14 protein-coding genes are annotated in these 16,556 nt (G+C 73.1%); 7 read left to right on the forward strand and 7 right to left on the reverse strand.

Annotated elements, in window-relative coordinates:
* Nucleotides 1-51 precede the first annotated feature (51 nt).
* The gene (locus ACZ3KJ_RS22870; protein ID WP_467529514.1) at nt 52-1,503 is read right to left on the reverse strand and encodes a sensor histidine kinase; all 1,452 of its coding nucleotides are present in this window, start codon (nt 1,501-1,503) and stop codon (nt 52-54) included.
* Entirely contained in the window at nt 1,500-2,189 is a 690-nt protein-coding gene (locus ACZ3KJ_RS22875) for a response regulator transcription factor (RefSeq protein ID WP_389515338.1), read from the reverse strand. Before ACZ3KJ_RS22875 ends, ACZ3KJ_RS22870 begins: the two co-directional genes overlap by 4 nt.
* A gap of 167 nt (nt 2,190-2,356) precedes the next feature.
* Here ACZ3KJ_RS22875 and ACZ3KJ_RS22880 point away from each other — a divergent pair, with 167 nt between their 5' ends.
* Genes ACZ3KJ_RS22880 through ACZ3KJ_RS22890 form a run of 3 tightly spaced genes read left to right on the forward strand, consistent with a single transcriptional unit; the run spans nt 2,357 to nt 5,167 of the window.
* Nucleotides 2,357-3,694 carry a ferredoxin reductase family protein gene (locus ACZ3KJ_RS22880; protein WP_467529517.1) on the forward strand — a complete coding sequence of 446 codons (1,338 nt, stop codon included), beginning with the start codon at nt 2,357-2,359 and terminating at the stop codon, nt 3,692-3,694.
* Nucleotides 3,695-3,714: 20 nt separating this feature from the next.
* A complete protein-coding gene (locus ACZ3KJ_RS22885; RefSeq protein ID WP_467529898.1) occupies nt 3,715-4,425 on the forward strand; it encodes an FMN-binding protein in 711 nt (236 codons plus the stop codon).
* Between the two features lies 1 nt (nt 4,426).
* Nucleotides 4,427-5,167, forward strand: a complete 741-nt coding sequence (locus tag ACZ3KJ_RS22890) for an FAD:protein FMN transferase (protein ID WP_467529519.1) — start codon at nt 4,427-4,429, stop codon at nt 5,165-5,167.
* Nucleotides 5,168-5,373: 206 nt separating this feature from the next.
* Here ACZ3KJ_RS22890 and ACZ3KJ_RS22895 read toward each other — a convergent pair whose 3' ends face one another.
* Entirely contained in the window at nt 5,374-7,494 is a 2,121-nt protein-coding gene (locus ACZ3KJ_RS22895) for an ArnT family glycosyltransferase (protein ID WP_467529521.1), read from the reverse strand.
* A 301-nt stretch (nt 7,495-7,795) separates the two neighbouring features.
* On the opposite strand from ACZ3KJ_RS22895, the gene ACZ3KJ_RS22900 reads away from it, so the two are divergent.
* Genes ACZ3KJ_RS22900 through ACZ3KJ_RS22910 form a run of 3 tightly spaced genes read left to right on the forward strand, consistent with a single transcriptional unit; the run spans nt 7,796 to nt 10,352 of the window.
* Nucleotides 7,796-8,938 carry an ABC transporter ATP-binding protein gene (locus ACZ3KJ_RS22900; protein WP_467529522.1) on the forward strand — a complete coding sequence of 381 codons (1,143 nt, stop codon included), beginning with the start codon at nt 7,796-7,798 and terminating at the stop codon, nt 8,936-8,938.
* Nucleotides 8,935-9,684, forward strand: a complete 750-nt coding sequence (locus tag ACZ3KJ_RS22905; protein ID WP_467529524.1) for an ABC transporter permease — start codon at nt 8,935-8,937, stop codon at nt 9,682-9,684. Before ACZ3KJ_RS22900 ends, ACZ3KJ_RS22905 begins: the two co-directional genes overlap by 4 nt.
* Nucleotides 9,681-10,352: an ABC transporter permease gene (locus tag ACZ3KJ_RS22910; RefSeq protein WP_467529526.1), complete on the forward strand. Its 672-nt coding sequence runs from the start codon at nt 9,681-9,683 to the stop codon at nt 10,350-10,352. The genes ACZ3KJ_RS22905 and ACZ3KJ_RS22910 overlap by 4 nt, the downstream gene beginning before the upstream one ends.
* Before the next feature lie 180 nt (nt 10,353-10,532).
* Here ACZ3KJ_RS22910 and ACZ3KJ_RS22915 read toward each other — a convergent pair whose 3' ends face one another.
* The 4 genes from ACZ3KJ_RS22915 to ACZ3KJ_RS22930 are packed head-to-tail and all read right to left on the reverse strand — an operon-like array spanning nt 10,533 to nt 15,261.
* Nucleotides 10,533-11,132, reverse strand: coding sequence for a GTP-binding protein (locus ACZ3KJ_RS22915; RefSeq protein ID WP_389515323.1), 600 nt, complete (start codon nt 11,130-11,132; stop codon nt 10,533-10,535).
* Entirely contained in the window at nt 11,119-11,559 is a 441-nt protein-coding gene (locus tag ACZ3KJ_RS22920; RefSeq protein WP_467529528.1) for a DUF742 domain-containing protein, read from the reverse strand. Before ACZ3KJ_RS22920 ends, ACZ3KJ_RS22915 begins: the two co-directional genes overlap by 14 nt.
* A gap of 49 nt (nt 11,560-11,608) precedes the next feature.
* Nucleotides 11,609-12,085, reverse strand: a complete 477-nt coding sequence (locus ACZ3KJ_RS22925) for a roadblock/LC7 domain-containing protein (RefSeq protein WP_385073746.1) — start codon at nt 12,083-12,085, stop codon at nt 11,609-11,611.
* Nucleotides 12,082-15,261 (reverse strand): sensor histidine kinase, encoded by a 3,180-nt coding sequence (locus tag ACZ3KJ_RS22930; protein WP_467529530.1) that lies wholly within the window; start codon nt 15,259-15,261, stop codon nt 12,082-12,084. The genes ACZ3KJ_RS22925 and ACZ3KJ_RS22930 overlap by 4 nt, the downstream gene beginning before the upstream one ends.
* Nucleotides 15,262-15,598: 337 nt before the next feature.
* Between ACZ3KJ_RS22930 and ACZ3KJ_RS22935 the strand changes: the two genes are divergently transcribed.
* Entirely contained in the window at nt 15,599-16,555 is a 957-nt protein-coding gene (locus tag ACZ3KJ_RS22935; RefSeq protein WP_467529532.1) for an ABC transporter substrate-binding protein, read from the forward strand.
* The last annotated feature ends 1 nt before the right edge of the window (nt 16,556 follow it).

Genomic DNA, 16,556 nt, shown 5'->3' on the forward strand with positions numbered 1-16,556 from the left:
TCTGCCGTAAGCGTCAGTTGTCAGCCGTCAGCTGTCGTACGGCCGTCGGCGTCAGCCGTCGCCGGGCGGTCGCAGGGGCAGTGTCAGGGCGAAGACCGTGCGGCCCGGGGCGTCGTCCAGGTCGAGGGTGCCGCCGTGGGCCTCGACGAGGGCGCGGGCCACCGCCAGGCCGAGGCCGCTGCCGCCGCGGTCGCGGCTGCGGGCCTTGTCGACGCGGTAGAAGCGGTCGAAGACCCGCTCCCGGTCGCCGGCCGGGATGCCGGGGCCCTCGTCGCTGACGCCGACCCGCGCCGCGTCCCGGGTGGCGGACACCGTGACGGAGACCGGGGTGCCGGCCGGGGTGTGCACGGCCGCGTTGGTGAGGAGGTTGTCCAGGACCTGCCGGACGCGCTGCGGGTCCAGGCACAGCCGCACCGCCGACGGGCCCGGCGCCACCGTCAGCGGATGGTTCGGGTGGCTCGCCCGGAAGGCGTCGGCCGCCTGCTCGACCAGCTCCACCAGGTCGGTGTCCTCCCGCCGCAGCGGTGTGTCGACCTCCGCCGCGTCCAGCCGGGCCAGCATCAGCAGGTCGTCGAGGAGGACGCCCATGCGGGCGGCCTCCGCGCGCAGCCGCGCCAGGTGCCGGTCGCGCTCCTCGGGCGCGTTGGCGGCCGCGTACTGGAAGAGGTCCGCGTAGCCGCGCACCGACATCAGCGGGGTGCGCAGTTCGTGCGAGGCGTCCGCGACGAAGCGGCGCAGCCGCTGCTCGGCCCGGGCCCGGACCGCGAGGGAGTCGTCGATGTGCTCCAGCATGGTGTTGAACGCGGTGCGCAGCTCCTCCACCTCCGGTCCGCCGCCGGCCCGGTCGGCGCGCAGCGGCAGCCGGGCCGCCGTCTCGGTGAGGTCGTGCGAGGCGATGCCGTGCGCGGTGTGCGCCATGTCGCTCAGCGGCTTCAGCCCGCGCCGCAGCAGGGCCCGGCCGACCACCACGAGGGTCAGCAGCGCGAGCGCGAAGGTGACGACCTGGATCGTGATCAGGTGCTGGACGGTGTCCTCGATGTCGTCCATGGGCGCGCCGCTCACCAGGATCACGCCGGGCTCGACCTCGCAGGCGCGCAGCCGGTACAGGCCCTCGCCGTCCAGGTACTCGGTGCGCAGCACCTCCGACGCTCCGGCGGCCCGCGCGCGGGCCGCCGCGGTGAGGTCCTCGACGTCCGCGGGCACGTCGGCGGCGTCCTCGGGCGCGCGGAGCACGGGCGTGCCGTCCGACACGTCGTACACGGCGTAGTACCAGCGGTAGTACTTCTTGCCCTCCAGCGTGCCGTAGGTCGCGATGCTCTTGGACTGGGCGAGCTGGGCGATCCGGAGCTGCTCGTTGAGCTGCTGCGACAGGTAGTCGCGCATGTACGTCGTCAGGGCCGTGCCGACGACCGCGAAGACCACCAGCGACAGCACGCCGAGGGCCAGGGCGAGACGGGTGCCGAGCCGGAGCCTGCGGTACGCCTGCCGGAACCGCCCGATCACTCCGCCGCCCGCCGGACGACGTACCCGAACCCGCGCACGGTGTGGATCATCGGCGCGCCCGTCGCGTCCAGCTTGCGGCGCAGCCGGCTGACGACCAGCTCGACGACGTTGGAGCGGCCGCCGAAGCCGTACTCCCACACGTGGTCGAGGATCTGCGCCTTGGTGAGCACGGTCGGCGACTTGCGCATCAGGTAGCGCAGCACCTCGTACTCGGTCGGGGTGAGCGTCAGCAGGCTCTCGCCGCGCCGCACCTCACGGGTGTCCTCGTCCATGGTCAGATCGCCGACCCGCAGCACCGACCGCTGGAAGGCGGGGCCCGCGCTGCGCCGCAGCACGGTGCGCAGCCGGGCCATCAGCTCCTCCACCGCGAACGGCTTCACCAGGTAGTCGTCGCCGCCCCGGGTCAGACCCGCGACCCGGTCGGCGACCCCGTCGCGGGCGGTGAGGAAGACCACCGGCACCATCGTCCCGGAGCGGCGCAGCCGGTCCAGGACGCCGAAGCCGTCGACGTCGGGCAGCATCAGGTCGAGCACCACGATGTCCGGCCGGAACTCGGCGGCGCGGCGCAGCGCCTCCTCGCCCGAGTTCGCGGTGACCGCTTCCCAGCCCTCGTAGCGGGCGACCGTCGCCACGAGATCGGCGATCGGCGGGTCGTCGTCCACCACCAGCAGTCGTACTTTTTCCACCCGCACATACTGCGCCACCCGCTCCCGAGCGCCAGACCCCGGTGCGGCGCGGAGGGCGATCGATACCCACTTGAAAGTTGTACGACAGGTGATCGACAGCTCCGGGCGGCGAAGCTCTGTGTCCTAGGACCAGATCGTCCTAGGAGCAGACCAAGGAGTTCCCGTCCGTGACGACCGTGCAGTCGCCTCCCGTACCCCCCACGGCGATACGTCCCAAAGTCGTGGCCCGCACCGGCCTGTACGCCGTGCTGGCCGCGAACGCGGCCGTCGTGACCCTCTTCGCCGTACAGGCGGGCTTCGCCTCCAACGCCCTGGTGGTGCTGGGCCGCTTCACCGGGCTCTACGCCGCCCTGCTGATGGCCTTCCAGCTGCTGCTGGTGGCCCGGCTGCCCTGGCTTGACCGCCGTATCGGCATGGACCGGCTGACCAACTGGCACCGCTGGACCGGGTTCGGCCTGCTGTGGACGCTGGTCGGGCACGTGGTGTTCATCACCTTCGGCTACGCCCGGTCGTCCTCCCTGGATCCGGTGAACCAGCTCGTCGACCTCGCCGAGACCGTCGAGGGCGTGTTCCGCGCGGTCGTCGCGCTGGGGCTGATCCTGGTGATCGGCGCCGTCTCCGCCCGCTGGGCCCGGCGCCGGCTGGCCTACGAGACCTGGCACTTCATCCACCTGTACACGTACGTCGCCGTGGTGCTGGCCTTCACCCACCAGGTCGCCGTCGGCACCACCTTCACCTCCTCGCCCGCCGCGACCGGCTACTGGTACGCCCTGTGGGCCGTCGCCCTGGGGTCCGTCCTGGTGGGCCGGGTGGGGCTGCCGCTGTGGCGCAACCGGCGCCACCGGCTGCGCGTCGAGAAGGTCGTGGCCGAGTCCGACACCGTGGTCTCCGTCTACATCACCGGCCGTGACCTGGACCTGCTGCCGGCCCGCGCGGGCCAGTTCTTCCTGTGGCGGTTCCTCACCCGGGACCGCTGGTGGCAGGCGAACCCGTTCTCCCTGTCGGCCGCGCCCGACGGCCGCACCCTGCGCCTGACCGCCAAGGCCGCCGGCGACGGCTCGGCCGGCCTGCGCCACCTCAAGCCCGGCACCCGGGTCTTCGCCGAGGGCCCCTACGGCGCCTTCACCGCGATGCACCGGACCCGCCCGGAGGCCCTGCTGATCGCCGGCGGCGTCGGCGTCACCCCCATCCGGGCCCTGCTGGAGGAGCTGCACGGGCACGCCGTCGTCGTCTACCGCGTGGGCAGCGACCGGGACGCGGTCCTCTACGACGAACTGCGCGACCTCGCCCACGCCAAGGGCGCCGAGCTGCACCTGGTGACCGGCCCGCCCGTCCCCGACCGGCTGGCGCCGGCCGAGCTGGCCCGGCTGGTGCCGGACATCGCCGACCGCGACGTCTTCCTGTGCGGCCCGCCGCCGATGATGGACGCGGTCCTGGGCAGCCTGCGCGCGCTGGACGTGCCCCGGCAACAGATCCATTTCGAACGCTTCAGCCTGGCGGGATGACGGAGACGAGGAAGAACGACGTGAAGCGAGCACTACCTGTCCTGGTCCTGTCCGTGGCCGGCCTCGTCCCGGTGTGGCGCTACGAGCCGTCCACGAGCACGTCGGCGGCCGAGGCACCGGCGTCGGCACCCGCGGCGTCCTCCACGGCCCCCGCGTCCGGCTCCTCGGGGCTGGTCGTCAAGGGCACGACCGTCGCCACCGAGAAGGGTGACGTGCAGGTCGAGGTGACCTTCGACGGTGACACGATCACCGCGGTGCGGATGCTGAAGCAGCCGGACCACCCGCAGACGGCGGCCGCGGTGCCGACGCTGATCGAGGAGACGCTCCAGGCGCAGAGCGCGGACGTCGACACGGTGTCCGGCGCGACCGTCACCAGCGACGGCTACCGGGAGTCCCTCCAGGCCGCGATCGACGCCCAGGCGGCGTCGGCCTCGGCGTCCCCGTCCGCATCCGCCCCGGAGGCCGACGCCTCCCAGGTCGTGGCGGGGTCCACCGTCGCCACCGAGAAGGGTGACGTGCAGGTCGAGGTGACCTTCGAGGGCGACACGATCACCGCGGTGCGGATGCTGAAGCAGCCGGACCACCCGCAGACGGCGGCCGCGGTGCCGACGCTGATCGAGGAGACGCTCCGGGCGCAGAGCGCGGACGTCGACACGGTGTCCGGCGCGACCGTCACCAGCGACGGCTACCGGGAGTCCCTCCAGGCCGCGATCGACGCGAAGGGCGCCTGACGTGCACCGCGTGGAACACGTCATGGGCTTCCCGGTCTCCCTGCGCATCGACGACGAGGGGGACCACGACGGCCCGGCGGACGCCGTCTTCGCCCGGCTGCGGGAGGTCGACGAACGGTTCAGCCCGTTCAAGCCCGGCAGCGAGGTGTCCCGCTACGGCCGGGGCGAGCTGCCGGCCGCCCGGATCAGCGCCGACCTGGCCGAGGTGATCGGCCTGTGCGAGCGGTACCGGGCGGCGACCGGCGGCGCCTTCGACGCCCGGCTGCCCGGCCGGGGCTTCGACCCCTGCGCCGTCGTCAAGGGCTGGTCGGTGCAGCGGGCGGCGGAGCTGCTGACCGCGGCCGGAGTACGCCGGTTCTGCCTCAACGCCGGCGGCGACGTGGTCGTCGCGGGCGGCCCGTGGCGGGTCGGCGTACGCCACCCCGAGACCGCCGACCGGCTCTGCACGGTACTGGAGCTGACGGACGGCGCGGTCGCGACCTCCGCGCGCTACGAGCGCGGCGACCACATCCTCGACGGGCGCACGGGCGCGCCGGCGACCGGACTGCTCAGCGTCACGGTCGTCGCGCCGACGCTGACGGTGGCGGACGCGGTGGCGACCGCCGCCTTCGCGCTGGGCGCGGAGGGCGTCGAGTGGGCGGCCGGGCAGGAGGGCTGCCAGGTCTACGCGGTGGACGCGGGGCGGCGGGTCCTGCGGACGCCGGGGTTCCCGGCGGCGGGGGCGGGGACCGCCGCCGCGTGAGCACCGGTGCCGGGGCGCCGGCGGTGGCCCTGTGGGTGCTCGGGTGCTGACGGTGGCCGTGTGGGTGCGCGGGTGCCGGCGGTGGCCCTTGGTTGCCGTGGCGAGGTGGGCGGGGCGCGGTCGTGGCCGCCCGGGTGTGTGCCCGGCGGCACCGCTGAAAGGGGCGGTACGGGATGCCGTACCGCCCCTTTTCCGTGTGCGCGTCCTCAGCTGGCGTCGGAGGCGTCCAGCCGGTACAGCCCGCTGTAGTCGCTCACGGCGGTGCCGTGCTTCTTCACCCAGGCCGTGATCTCGCTGCTCGCGGAGTTCTGGCCGCTGTCGCCGACCACGACGTAGTGCAGCTTGCCCGCCTTCACCAGGCTCTTGAGCTTGGCGAGGGTCATGGCCTCGTCGGTGCCCGACCAGCCGCCCATGGAGATCACGGGCTCGCCGGACTCCAGGATGACGGAGGCCGCGGTCTGGTCGGTGGCGACCGCCACGAGCCAGGTGGCGCCGTCCTGGTGCTCCTTCAGGTACGTGATCATCGCGGACGACACCTGGCTGCCGCCGCCCATGCCGCCGCCCGTGCTCCCGCCGGGGGATCCGGCCCCGGCGGTGGACCCGGACTCGTCCGTGGAGCCGGTCTCGCCGGTGGACCCGGCCTCCGTGCCGGAGGACGGACCGGCACCGCCCGACGGGGGCTGACCCGGCTGCTGCCCGTCGCCCGTGCCGCTGCCCGTGCCCGTCGGCGCCTCGCCGCCCGGCTGCCGGCCGCCGGCCCCACCGCCCATGCCGCCCATGCCGCCACCGGTGGTGGGGCCGGCCGTCGGGTTGGTGCCGTTCGGGGTGGAGGCGGCCGCGGACACCGCGTACGCGGCCGGACCGGCCAGCAGGGCCACGACCGCCGCGAGGGCGGCGACCACCGTCAGCCGCCGCCGGGCGAACCGTCCGACCAGCAGCCCGATCACCGCGGCCGCGCCCGCGACCCCGGCCACGACCTCGGCGACCGTGTAGGCCGTCCCCGAGCCGGAGACCCGCTGGAGCAGGACGACCGCCCAGACGGTGCTCGCCGCGACCGCCGCCGGCAGCACCCATCCCCACCGCGCCGCCGATCCCTCGCGGAAGGCCCGGAACAGCATCACCGCCCCGATACCGGCCAGCGCCGCGATGCCCGGGGCCATGGCGGTCACGTAGTACGGGTGGAAGGTGCCCTCGGCGAGCGAGAACGTCAGGTAGTGCAGCACGAACCAGCCGCCCCAGAGCATCAGGGCCGCCCGCCGGGCGTCGGTGCGCGGGGCGCGCCCGCGCAGCACCAGGCCGCCGATCAGGGCGACCGCGGCGAACGGGATCAGCCAGGAGATCTGGCCGCCCATCGTCTCGTTGAACATCCGGTACAGGCCCGCCTCGCCGCCGAAGCTCGCGCCGTTGCCCTGCGAGCCCGCCGACGAACTCGCCCCGAAGATCCGGCCGAGGCCGTTGTAGCCGACGACCAGGTCCCAGACCGTGTTGTCGGTGGAGCCGCCGATGTAGGGGCGGGACGACGCCGGGATCAGATCGACGACCACCATCCACCAGGCGCTGGAGACGGCCAGGGCGAGCGTGCCGGCGGCGAGGTTGCGGATCCGCCTGCCCAGCGGGGCCCGCGCCGCCCACAGGTACACCAGGAAGAACGCGGGCAGCACGACGTAGGCCTGCATCATCTTCGTGTTGAACGCGAAGCCGATCGCGACGCCCGACCACACCAGCGGCGCCGCCTTCCCGGTGCGCACGGCCTTCAGCAGGGCGGCCGCGCCGAGCAGCATGAGGAAGACCAGGACGGGGTCGGGGTTGGTGTCCCGGGTGATGGCCACCGTGATGGGCGTGAGGGTGAGCGCCAGGGCGGCGACCGTCGCCGCGACCGGGCCGAAGTCCCGCTTCACCATCCGGTGCAGCAGCGCCACCGAGCCCACGCCCGCCGCGACCATGGGCAGCGCCAACTGCCAGGTGCCGTAACCGAACACGCGGGCCGACAGGCCCATCACCCACAGCGCGAAGGGGGGTTTGTCGACGGTGATGAAGCTGCCCGCGTCCAACGCGCCGAAGAAGAACGCCTTCCAGCTCTGGGTGCCGCTGTAGACGGCGGCGTTGTAGAAGGAGTTGCCGGTGACGGAGGACAGGTTCCAGGCGTACAGGGCCGTGGCCAGCACCAGAATCGCCCACAGGGCGGGGCGGGCCCACCGCGGGTCGTCCGGGGCGCCGGTGAGCAGCCGGCGCGCACGGGCCGCGAGTCCGCGGGCGGCGGGCGGTCCGGCCCGGTGCGGGGCACCGTCCTCCCGGGCGGGGGCGGGCGGCGGGGCGAGGGTCGTCATGGCGCGTACTCCAAACAGGCGTTCGCCCGGGCCGGGCAGGACGGTGGGACGAGGGAACCGGACGCCTCCCGCGTCCGCGCACCCCCATGGCAGTGACGATCGGTGCCGCGTCTGGGGGATCCCTGAGCCGGCTCTGAGGGGAGGGTGAGAACCAGCGAACTCACAGGCGGGTCACAGAGGGGGCCGGTCGGGCTCGTCAAAACCCCCGCAACACAAGAGGTCTAGACTCTCCCCGCAACGGCCCGACCTCACCCGGTCGAGAACGGGCGGAACTTGCCAGACCCGAAGGGTATTCGGCGTTTTGATACGGATAGATTCAGTCACCAAGCGGTATCCGGACGGCACGGTGGCGGTCGACCACCTCTCCCTGGACATCCCGGACCGTTCGATCACCGTCCTCGTCGGGCCCTCCGGATGCGGCAAGACGACGACCCTGCGGATGATCAACCGGATGGTCGAGCCCAGCGCGGGCCGCATCCTGATCGACGGCCAGGACATCCAGCAGCAGCCGGTCGACACCCTGCGCCGCTCCATGGGATACGTCATCCAGAACGCCGGACTCTTCCAGCACCGCACGATCGTCGACAACATCGCCACCGTGCCGCGGCTGCTCGGCTGGAGCAAGGACAAGGCTCGGTTCCGGGCGCGGGAGCTGATGGAACGGGTGGGACTCGACGCCTCGCTCGCCCGCCGCTACCCCTACCAGCTCTCCGGCGGACAGCAGCAGCGCGTCGGCGTGGCGCGGGCACTCGCCGCCGACCCGCCGGTGCTGCTGATGGACGAGCCGTTCTCGGCCGTCGACCCCGTCGTCCGCAAGGGACTCCAGGACGAACTCCTGCGCATCCAGGACGAGCTGGGCAAGACCATCGTCTTCGTCACCCACGACATCGACGAGGCCGTCAAGCTCGGCACGATGGTCGCCGTCCTGCGCACCGGCGGCCGGCTCGCCCAGTACGCCCCGCCCGCCGAGCTGCTGTCCGACCCGGCCGACGCGTTCGTCGAGGACTTCCTCGGAGCCGACCGCGGTATCCGCCGGCTGTCCTTCTTCTCCTCCGCCGGCCTCGACCTGCTCACCGCGCCGATCGTCGCGATCGACGCGAGCGCCGAGAAGATCGCCGCCCGGGGGGCCGCGGACGACGTGCCCTACCTCCTCGTCACCGGCGTCGACGGCAAGCCCCTCGGCTGGGGCGAGCCGCGCGACCTGACCGCCGGGAGCATCGACGCCGGCCGGCTGCTGCCGTACGGGCGGCCGTTCACGGCCGGTACGGACTCGCTGCGGTCCGCGCTGGACTGCGCCGTGCTCTCGCCCACCGGCTGGGCCGTCGCCGTGGACGCCGAGGGCCGGGCCGCCGGGGTCGTCTCCCAGCAGGCCATCGCCGAGGCGATCCGCGGCGCCCACGCGGAGGGCCGCCGGACCGGCGCGACCACGAAGGCCGCCGGATGAACTGGGACCGCGTCTTCGACATCCCCAGCGACCTTCAGCACAGCTGGGCCGGCCTGGTCGGACTGCATCTGCGCGAGGCCCTGCTGCCGGTGCTGGCCGGGCTCGTGATCTCGCTGCCGCTGGCCCAGCTCTGCGTGCGCTTCCGCCGGCTCTACCCGCCGGTGCTGTGGGTGACGACGGTGCTGTACGCCGTCCCCTCGCTGGCGTTCTTCGTCCTCCTCATCGACTACACCGGCCAGACCGAGCTCACGGTGATGATCCCGCTCACCGTCTACAGCCTCGTCGTCCTGGTCCCCGCGATCGTCGACGCCGTCCGGTCGGTGCCGCAGGAGACCCTCGCCGCCGCCACCGCCATGGGCTTCGGGCCCGTACGCCGTTACGTCCAGGTCCAGTTGCCGATCGCGGTGCCCGCGATCATCGCGGGGCTGCGGGTGGCGACCGTCTCCGGCATCAGCCTGGTCAGCATCGGCGCCCTCATCGGCAACCAGGGCGCCCTCGGCAACCTGATCAACGACGCCAACATCTACAACCGGCCGGAACTCGCGGTGAACGCCGTGGTCAGCATGGCCCTCCTCGCGATCCTCGCCGACGGCCTGCTGGTCCTCGTACGCCTGCTGCTGACGCCGTGGATGCCGCGCCGCGCGGGCCGGCCACGGAACGCGGGCCGGCCACGGAAGACGGGCAGGACACCGAAGGCCGACCGGCCCGGCCCGGCCGCCGCAGCCCTGGAGGACGCAGCCCGATGAACCTGCTCCACTTCATCAGCGCCTTCTTCGGCGACGGCTCCCACTGGCAGGGCTACGACGGCATCCCCACGCGCGTGGGGGAGCACGTCCAGTACACCCTGGAGGCCCTCGCCATCGCCGCCGCGATCGCCCTGCCGGTCGGCCTCGTCACCGGCCACTACGGGCGCGGCGGCAACGCCCTCGCCCTGGTCGCCACCGCCGGCCGGGCGCTGCCCACGTTCGGCCTGCTGGTGCTCATGACCCTGCTGCTGGGATTCGGCCTGGTGAACGTGATGACCCCGCTGGTCGTCCTCGCCGTCCCGCCGATCCTGGTCACCACCTACGAGGGCATGCGCTCCGTCGACCCCTCCCCGGTGGACGCCGCGCGGGGCATGGGCATGAGCGAGGCCGGGATCCTCTTCCAGGTCGAACTCCCCGCCGCGCTCCCCCTGATCCTCAGCGGCCTGCGCTCCGGCGCCATCCAGATCGTCTCCACGGCCACCATCGCCGCGTACGTCAGCCTCGGCGGCCTCGGCCGCTACATCGTCGACGGCCTCTACCAGCGCGACTACGAGAAGGTCGTGGGGGGCGCCACCCTGGTCGCGGGCCTGGCCCTGGTCACGCTCGCGGTGTTCTGGGCCGTCGGGCGGGTCGCGGTGTCGCCGGGGGTGCGGAGGGGGGCCCAGTAGACCCATCGGGCCCCCGGGCCCGGCCGTTCCGGGGCCTGGCCGGCATGCCGTGTGGGGGACGCGCCCCGTAAGGGGCGCGGGGAACTGCGCGACCGGCCCCGGACGGCCCGCGGTGTCGATACGGTCTCCTCCGTCCGGGCGGGTCCGTCCGGGCTTTCTCCGGGCTCCCCCGGGACCGTCTCACCCCTCCGTGCGCGCCAGGGCCTGTTCCAGGACCACCAGCAGGGCGTCCCGGACCGAGCCGCGTTCACGGGCGTCGAAGACCAGGACGGGGACGCCGTCGGAGACGTCGAGGGCCCAGCGGACCTCCTCCAGCGCGTGCTCGACGCGGCCGTCGAAGGCGTTGACGGCGACCGCGAACGGGATCCCCTTGTGCTCGAAGTAGTCGACGGCGGCGTAGCAGTCGTCGAGGCGGCGGGTGTCGACGATGACCAGTCCGCCGACCGCGCCCTCCACGATGTCGTCCCACATGAACCCGAACCGCTCCTGGCCGGGCGTGCCGAACAGGTACAGCTTCAGGGTCGGGTCGATGGTGATGCAGCCGAAGTCCATCGCGACCGTGGTGGTCGTCTTGCGCGGGGTGTGGCTGAGGTCGTCGACGCCCGCCGCGACCTCGGTGATGGCCGCCTCGGTGGTCAGCGGCTCGATCTCGGAGATCGCGCCGACGGCGGTGGTCTTGCCCACGCCGAAGCCGCCCGCGATCACCAGTTTCACCGGCAGCGGCGGCCGTACGGAGACCTGGCCGGCGGTGTGCCGGACCAGCGGTTCAGTCGGAGTCACGGAGTACCCCCCGGGAGTCGGGGATGGCGCGGAGGCCATCGATGAGCCTGCGCAGGACGGAAGCGTCGTGGATGGCGCCGGAGTCGGGCACGTGCACCGACAGCTGCCCCGCCGCGCGCAGGTCCTCGGCGAGGACCCGCACCACGTTCAGGTGCAGCCGCAGCCGGGCCGCGATCTCGGCGATCGACTGCGGCACCCGGCAGGCGGCGACGATGTCGTGCTGTTCGAAGGAGAGCAGGCCGAGGGCGTCGAGCCCGGTGGTGGTGGCCACCAGCTGGGTCTCGACGGGCATGGTCCGCCCGGACGACGCCGCACCCGCGCCCGCCACCCGGCCGGCCGTGACCAGGAAGGGCCGGACGGCGGGGGCGGGGCCGACGGGTACGGCGCCGTCCTCGCCGGCGCCGCGCGGAGTGCGGGCGTCCGCCATCGGTGCTTCGCTTCCTCTCTGGACCGGCGGTCTTCGCGGTGACTGCCGGTCAGCGCGACCTGGTGACGCCGACGCTGTTCTTCAGCTCCAGGACCAGCTGGGGGCTGAGCGCGCTGCCGGCGCGGTTGGCGAACACCGTCATCTCGTAGGCGATGTTGCCCAGCTTGGCCTCCTTGTCGGTGACCACGCCGAGCACGGCGCCGGAGCCGATCGCGGAGACCAGCACATGGCCGCCCTCCAGGTCGATGATGACCTTGTTCAGACCGCCCAGGCCGTAGTTGCCGGAGGCGCCCGCCGCCAGGCTGGTGATGCCGGACACGATCGCGGCCAGCCGCTCGGAGTCGGCGTGCTCACGCAGCTCCGACACGGCGATCAGCAGGCCGTCGGAGGACACCGCGATGGCGTCCACCACTCCCGCGGTCTCGGTGGCGAAACGGTTGAGCAGCCAGGTGAAGTCGGCTGCGGCGGCCCGCAGATCGGTCGGAGTGGCGGCTCCGGAGGGAGTCTCACCTGTCGACGTGCTCACTGCTCGGCTCCTTCCGGAGTGTGGTTCTGGTGGTGCCCGGGGGTGCGGCGGTGGTCCGCCTGGTCGCTCCGGCCGTTCGGGACGGGCCGGTGGTTCGAGGCGGTCCGGTCGTTCGGGGCGGCCGCCCGGTCGTTCTCTTCGGTGGTGCGCGGGGCGGGGGGACGGAGACGTTCCCCCGTGTCGCCGCCGGTGTCGCGGTGGGCGCGTTCGACGGCCGCCTCGAACTCCTCCAGCGCGCTGCGGACGGCGTCCGCGTCGGCGAGGGGCACGGTGCGGCGCGCGGCCTGCTGCGCGGCCGCGTCGACGGTCGTCCGCAGCGTGGCCCCCCGGACCCGCCGCCGCAGCGGCCGCGCGCCGCCGACGGCATCGGTGTCGACGGCATCGGTGTCGAGGCCCTGGGCGGAGGGCCGTCCGGTTCCGGCGGATTCCGCGCGGGAGGCCGCCGTCGGCCGGGCGGCGGGCGCCTCGGAGGCGGCGACGGTCTCTGCTGCCCTGAGGGCTTGTGCGGCCTTGGCGGTCTCCGCGGCCCTGGTGACCTCTGTGGCATCGAGGGCTTGTGCCGCCTCGGCGGCTTCTCCGGCTCCGGTGGGCTCCGCGCCCCGGGCGGCTTCTCCGGCCCTGGCGGTCTCCGCGCCTCCGGCAGCCCCGGTGGCTTCTGCGGTCTCCGCGGTCTCCGCAGTCCTCGCGGTCTCCGGAGTCTCCGCGGTTTCTGCTGCCTCCGTGGCCTCCGTGGCCTCCGTGCGGAGGGCGGTGGTCCGGCTGCCGTGGCTTTGGGCCGCGGGCTCGGGCGCGTCCGTGTCCGTCTTGGGGCGGGCCTGGGTCTCGCTCCCGCCCGGTTCCGCACCCGTACGGGCGTGGACCGGCGGTTCCTCCGCGTGGGGCCCGGGGCCGGCCGTGGGGCCGGTCGCCGTCCGGTGCGGTTCCTCGGCCGCGGCCGCCTCGCGCCGGGGCACCCGGCGGGGGAGGGCGCCCGGTTCGCGGTCGCCCGCCGACGCGGGCGGCACCGCGAGCGCCGGGGACGGTCCGGCGGACGAGGAGGAGGACGGGGACGAGGACGGGGACGAGGGGGTGGACGGGGAGGCGGACGGCTCCTGCGCGTCCGTCGCCTCCACGGCGGACGTGGCGGACACGGCGGCCTCCGGCACCCCCGCGGGCGCCGCCTCCGCTCCGCTCGGCGTGAGCAGCAGCGGGGACGGGAGCGCCACCTCCACCGTCACACCGCCGCCGGGCGTGCGGGAGAGCGTGACGTCGATGTCCCAACGGCGGGCCAGGGCGCCGACCACGAACAGGCCGAGCACCTTCGTCGGGACGAGGTCGAGGCGCTCACGGCGGACGAGGCGGGCGTTCTCCTCGGCGAGGCGCTCGGCGCTCATGCCCAGGCCGTGGTCGGCGATGGTGACCGTCGCCCCGTCGTCGTCGGCGTCGACGCCCACCTCGACCGGGCTGCCCTCGGGGGAGAACGACACCGCGTTCTCCAGGAGTTCGGCGATCATCAGCGTCAGGTCGCCGATGATGTCCGGTTCCACCATGGCCTCGGTGCCGGCGTGCAGCCGTACCCGCTGGAAGCCCTCGATCTGGCCGAGCGCGGCGCGCACCACGTTGGTGAGCGCGGCCGGGCCGGAGTCGAGGACGGTCTCGCGGATGCCGGCCAGCAGCATCAGGCTGTCGGCGTTGCGGCGCAGCCGGACCGCGATGTGGTCGATGGAGTAGAGGCGTTCGAGCAGCGCCGGGTCGGTCTCACCGCGCTCCACGGCGTCGATCAACGACAGCTGACGTGACGTCAGGTTGCTGACGCGGCGTCCGACGTTGCCGAACATCTCGGCGACGTTGCGCCGGCTCAGCACCTGGCGCTCCAGCAGCGCGGCCGCCGTGGTCTGGACGTTGTTGAAGGCCTCGGCGAGCTCGCCGATCTCGTCGTCGGCGGTGACCGGCAGCTCGCGCAGCCGCGGCGGCCCGCCCTCCTCGGTGTCGTCGTCCGCCACCCGCGCGAGCTCGCGCCCGGCGACGTCGGCGACCTCCTGCGCGGCGCCGGTCAGGGCCCGCACCGGCCGGATCACCGAGCGGCGCACCAGCACCGCGAAGGCGATCCAGACGACGAAGCCGAGCAGCGCCAGGCTCAGCAGCAGGCCCGCCCGCCACTGTGCGTCGGAGGCGGCGGCGTCGGCGCGGTCGGCGATCTGGTGGATGAGCGAACCGGTGACCTTCAGCCGGGTCTCGGCCTGCTCGTTGTAGAGGTGGTAGGAGTCCAGCACCTCCCGCAGCGCCGTGCGGATCTGCGCCTTGGAGCCGACCTGGAGCGCGCTGGGGTCGACGGCCATCTCGGCGTAGTTCTGGCTGATGGTCGCCATCGCGGTGTTGTGCTCGATGCCGCCGAACTCGTCGGTCTGCGCCTCGCTCGCGAACCGGGCGAACCGCTCGGCCTGGTAGGCGTACACCTCCTGGGAGCCGACCGCGCCGGTGAACTCGATGAGGGCGTTGCTGTCGCGGGTGTTCGCGGAGAAGACGCCGGTCTCGAAGGCGCCGTGCGCGGCGTCGGCGCGCAGCAGCGAGTCGAGCAGGTTGCCGGTGAAGGTGGTGGCGAGCGCGGAGTTGCGGTCGAGGCCGAGGCCGTCGATGAGTCCGTCGGCGGCTCCCGCGTACGCCGGGTCGATGTTGTCGGCGGGCAGATAGCCCTGCTCGATGGTGCTCCGCAGACCGGCGAGGCCCTCGATCTCCCTCAGGGCCTGCGCCTCACCGGCCGGCAACCGGTCGCCGAAGGTGTCGCGCACCTCCTGGATCTGGGTGTCGACGTCGAGCTGGGCGACCCGGTAGGCGGAGGTGGAGGGCGTGCCCCCGTCGAAGGACGCCTCGTGCCGTACGGACAGGAGGACGGCCTGCTGGTGTTCGGCCTGCACCGCGGCGACCAGTTCGGCGACCTGGGAGCTGTCCCGCACCAGTTGGGCGGCGGTCTCGGCGCGCTGGGACTCCTGCCCCAGGTCGACGATGAGGTAGCTCAGCAGCAGGGCGATCACCGTCAGCGGAACGCCGACCAGGACGTTCAGCTTGCGCTGGAAGGGCCACCGGTCGGTGACACCCCGCAGGCCTCGGCGGACGGACGAGGAGGCCGGGGGTGCCGGGGACGCCGGGGGCGCCGGGGGTGCCGAACCGGCGGGCGCGTCCACCGTGTTCGTGGACACCGGGCCTCCTTCATGGGGTCGTGCAAGGCGTGCGCGCGCCGCTGTGGCAGGCGTCGACGTCCGTGACACTATCGCTTCTCTGTGCGAAGGGGCGTGGCCGCACGTCAAGAATCCATTACGAAGCCCAGCCTGACTGGGCCACAACTGGCCATGAATCGAAGCCATTCGGTGACCCGAACGCTCTTGACTGATCGAGAAGAGGGTGGATTGGATCGAGTCGGGGGGCTCGGCTTCCACTTCTCCCCCTCCGTCTCCCCACAGACTCCCCCCGAAGACTCCCCCCACCGACATCCCCCACAGACTTGCCCATCGACCTCCAGAGCCCGGAACGGGAACCGTGACTTCCAACGCCCACAGCAGCAGGTCCCTCAGGAACCACCCCGGTGCGGCGGCCGTCGCGCTGGCCGCGACGACGGTCCTGCTGGCGGGATGTTCCTCCTCCGACGACACGTCCGACCCGCTCGCCGAGGAGAAGGCCGACGGCAACACCGTCGTCGTCGGCTCCAACAACTTCGCCGAGAGCATCCTGCTCGCCGACATCTACGGCGAGGCCCTCAAGGCCAAGGGCATCAAGGTGTCCTACAAGCCGAACATCGGCAGCCGCGAGACCACCTACGGCCTGCTCAAGAACGGTTCGATCACCGTCCTGCCGGAGTACAACGGCTCCCTGCTGGCCTACCTCGACGCGAAGGCCGAGCAGACGTCGCTGGAGGCGGTCAACGCCGCCGCCAAGGCCAAGCTCGACCCCAAGCTGACGCTGCTGGAGTCCTCGCCCGCCGAGGACAAGGACTCCGTCACCGTCAACCAGGAGACCGCGGAGGAGTACGGCCTGACGGCGGAGTCGACCCTCGCCGACCTCAAGGACGCCGCCCCCGAGCTGGTCCTCGGCGGTTCCCCCGAGTTCCAGACCCGTCAGCAGGGCATGGTCGGCCTGGAGGAGGTGTACGGCCTGACGTTCAAGTCCTTCAAGGCCCTCGACGCCGGCGGCCCGCTGACCCAGGCCGCGCTGAAGAAGAACACGGTGCAGGCCGCGGACCTCTTCACCACGGACCCGACCATCACCAAGGAGAAGTTCGTCGTCCTCCAGGACCCGGAGAACCTCTTCGGCTTCGCGAACGTGACCCCGCTCGTCTACAAGAGCGGGCTCTCCGACGAGGGCGTCGCCGCGCTGAACGCGGTCTCCGCCAAGCTGGACACCAAGACCCTGCTGGACCTGGACTCCCAGGTGCAGATGGAGAGCAAGGACCCGCTGGACGTCGCCAAGGCGTGGCTGAAGTCCGTCGGCCTGGCCTGAC

The organism is Streptomyces sp. NPDC003248 (assembly GCF_055563235.1).

Bases quoted from the DNA above. Each gene is read 5' to 3' on its own strand.
- ACZ3KJ_RS22895 (WP_467529521.1), bottom strand. From the start codon at position 7,494: ATGACGACCCTCGCCCCGCCGCCCGCCCCCGCCCGGGAGGACGGTGCC.
- ACZ3KJ_RS22910 (WP_467529526.1), top strand. From the start codon at position 9,681: ATGAACCTGCTCCACTTCATCAGCGCCTTCTTCGGCGACGGCTCCCAC.
- ACZ3KJ_RS22920 (WP_467529528.1), bottom strand. From the start codon at position 11,559: ATGGCGGACGCCCGCACTCCGCGCGGCGCCGGCGAGGACGGCGCCGTA.
- ACZ3KJ_RS22905 (WP_467529524.1), top strand. From the start codon at position 8,935: ATGAACTGGGACCGCGTCTTCGACATCCCCAGCGACCTTCAGCACAGC.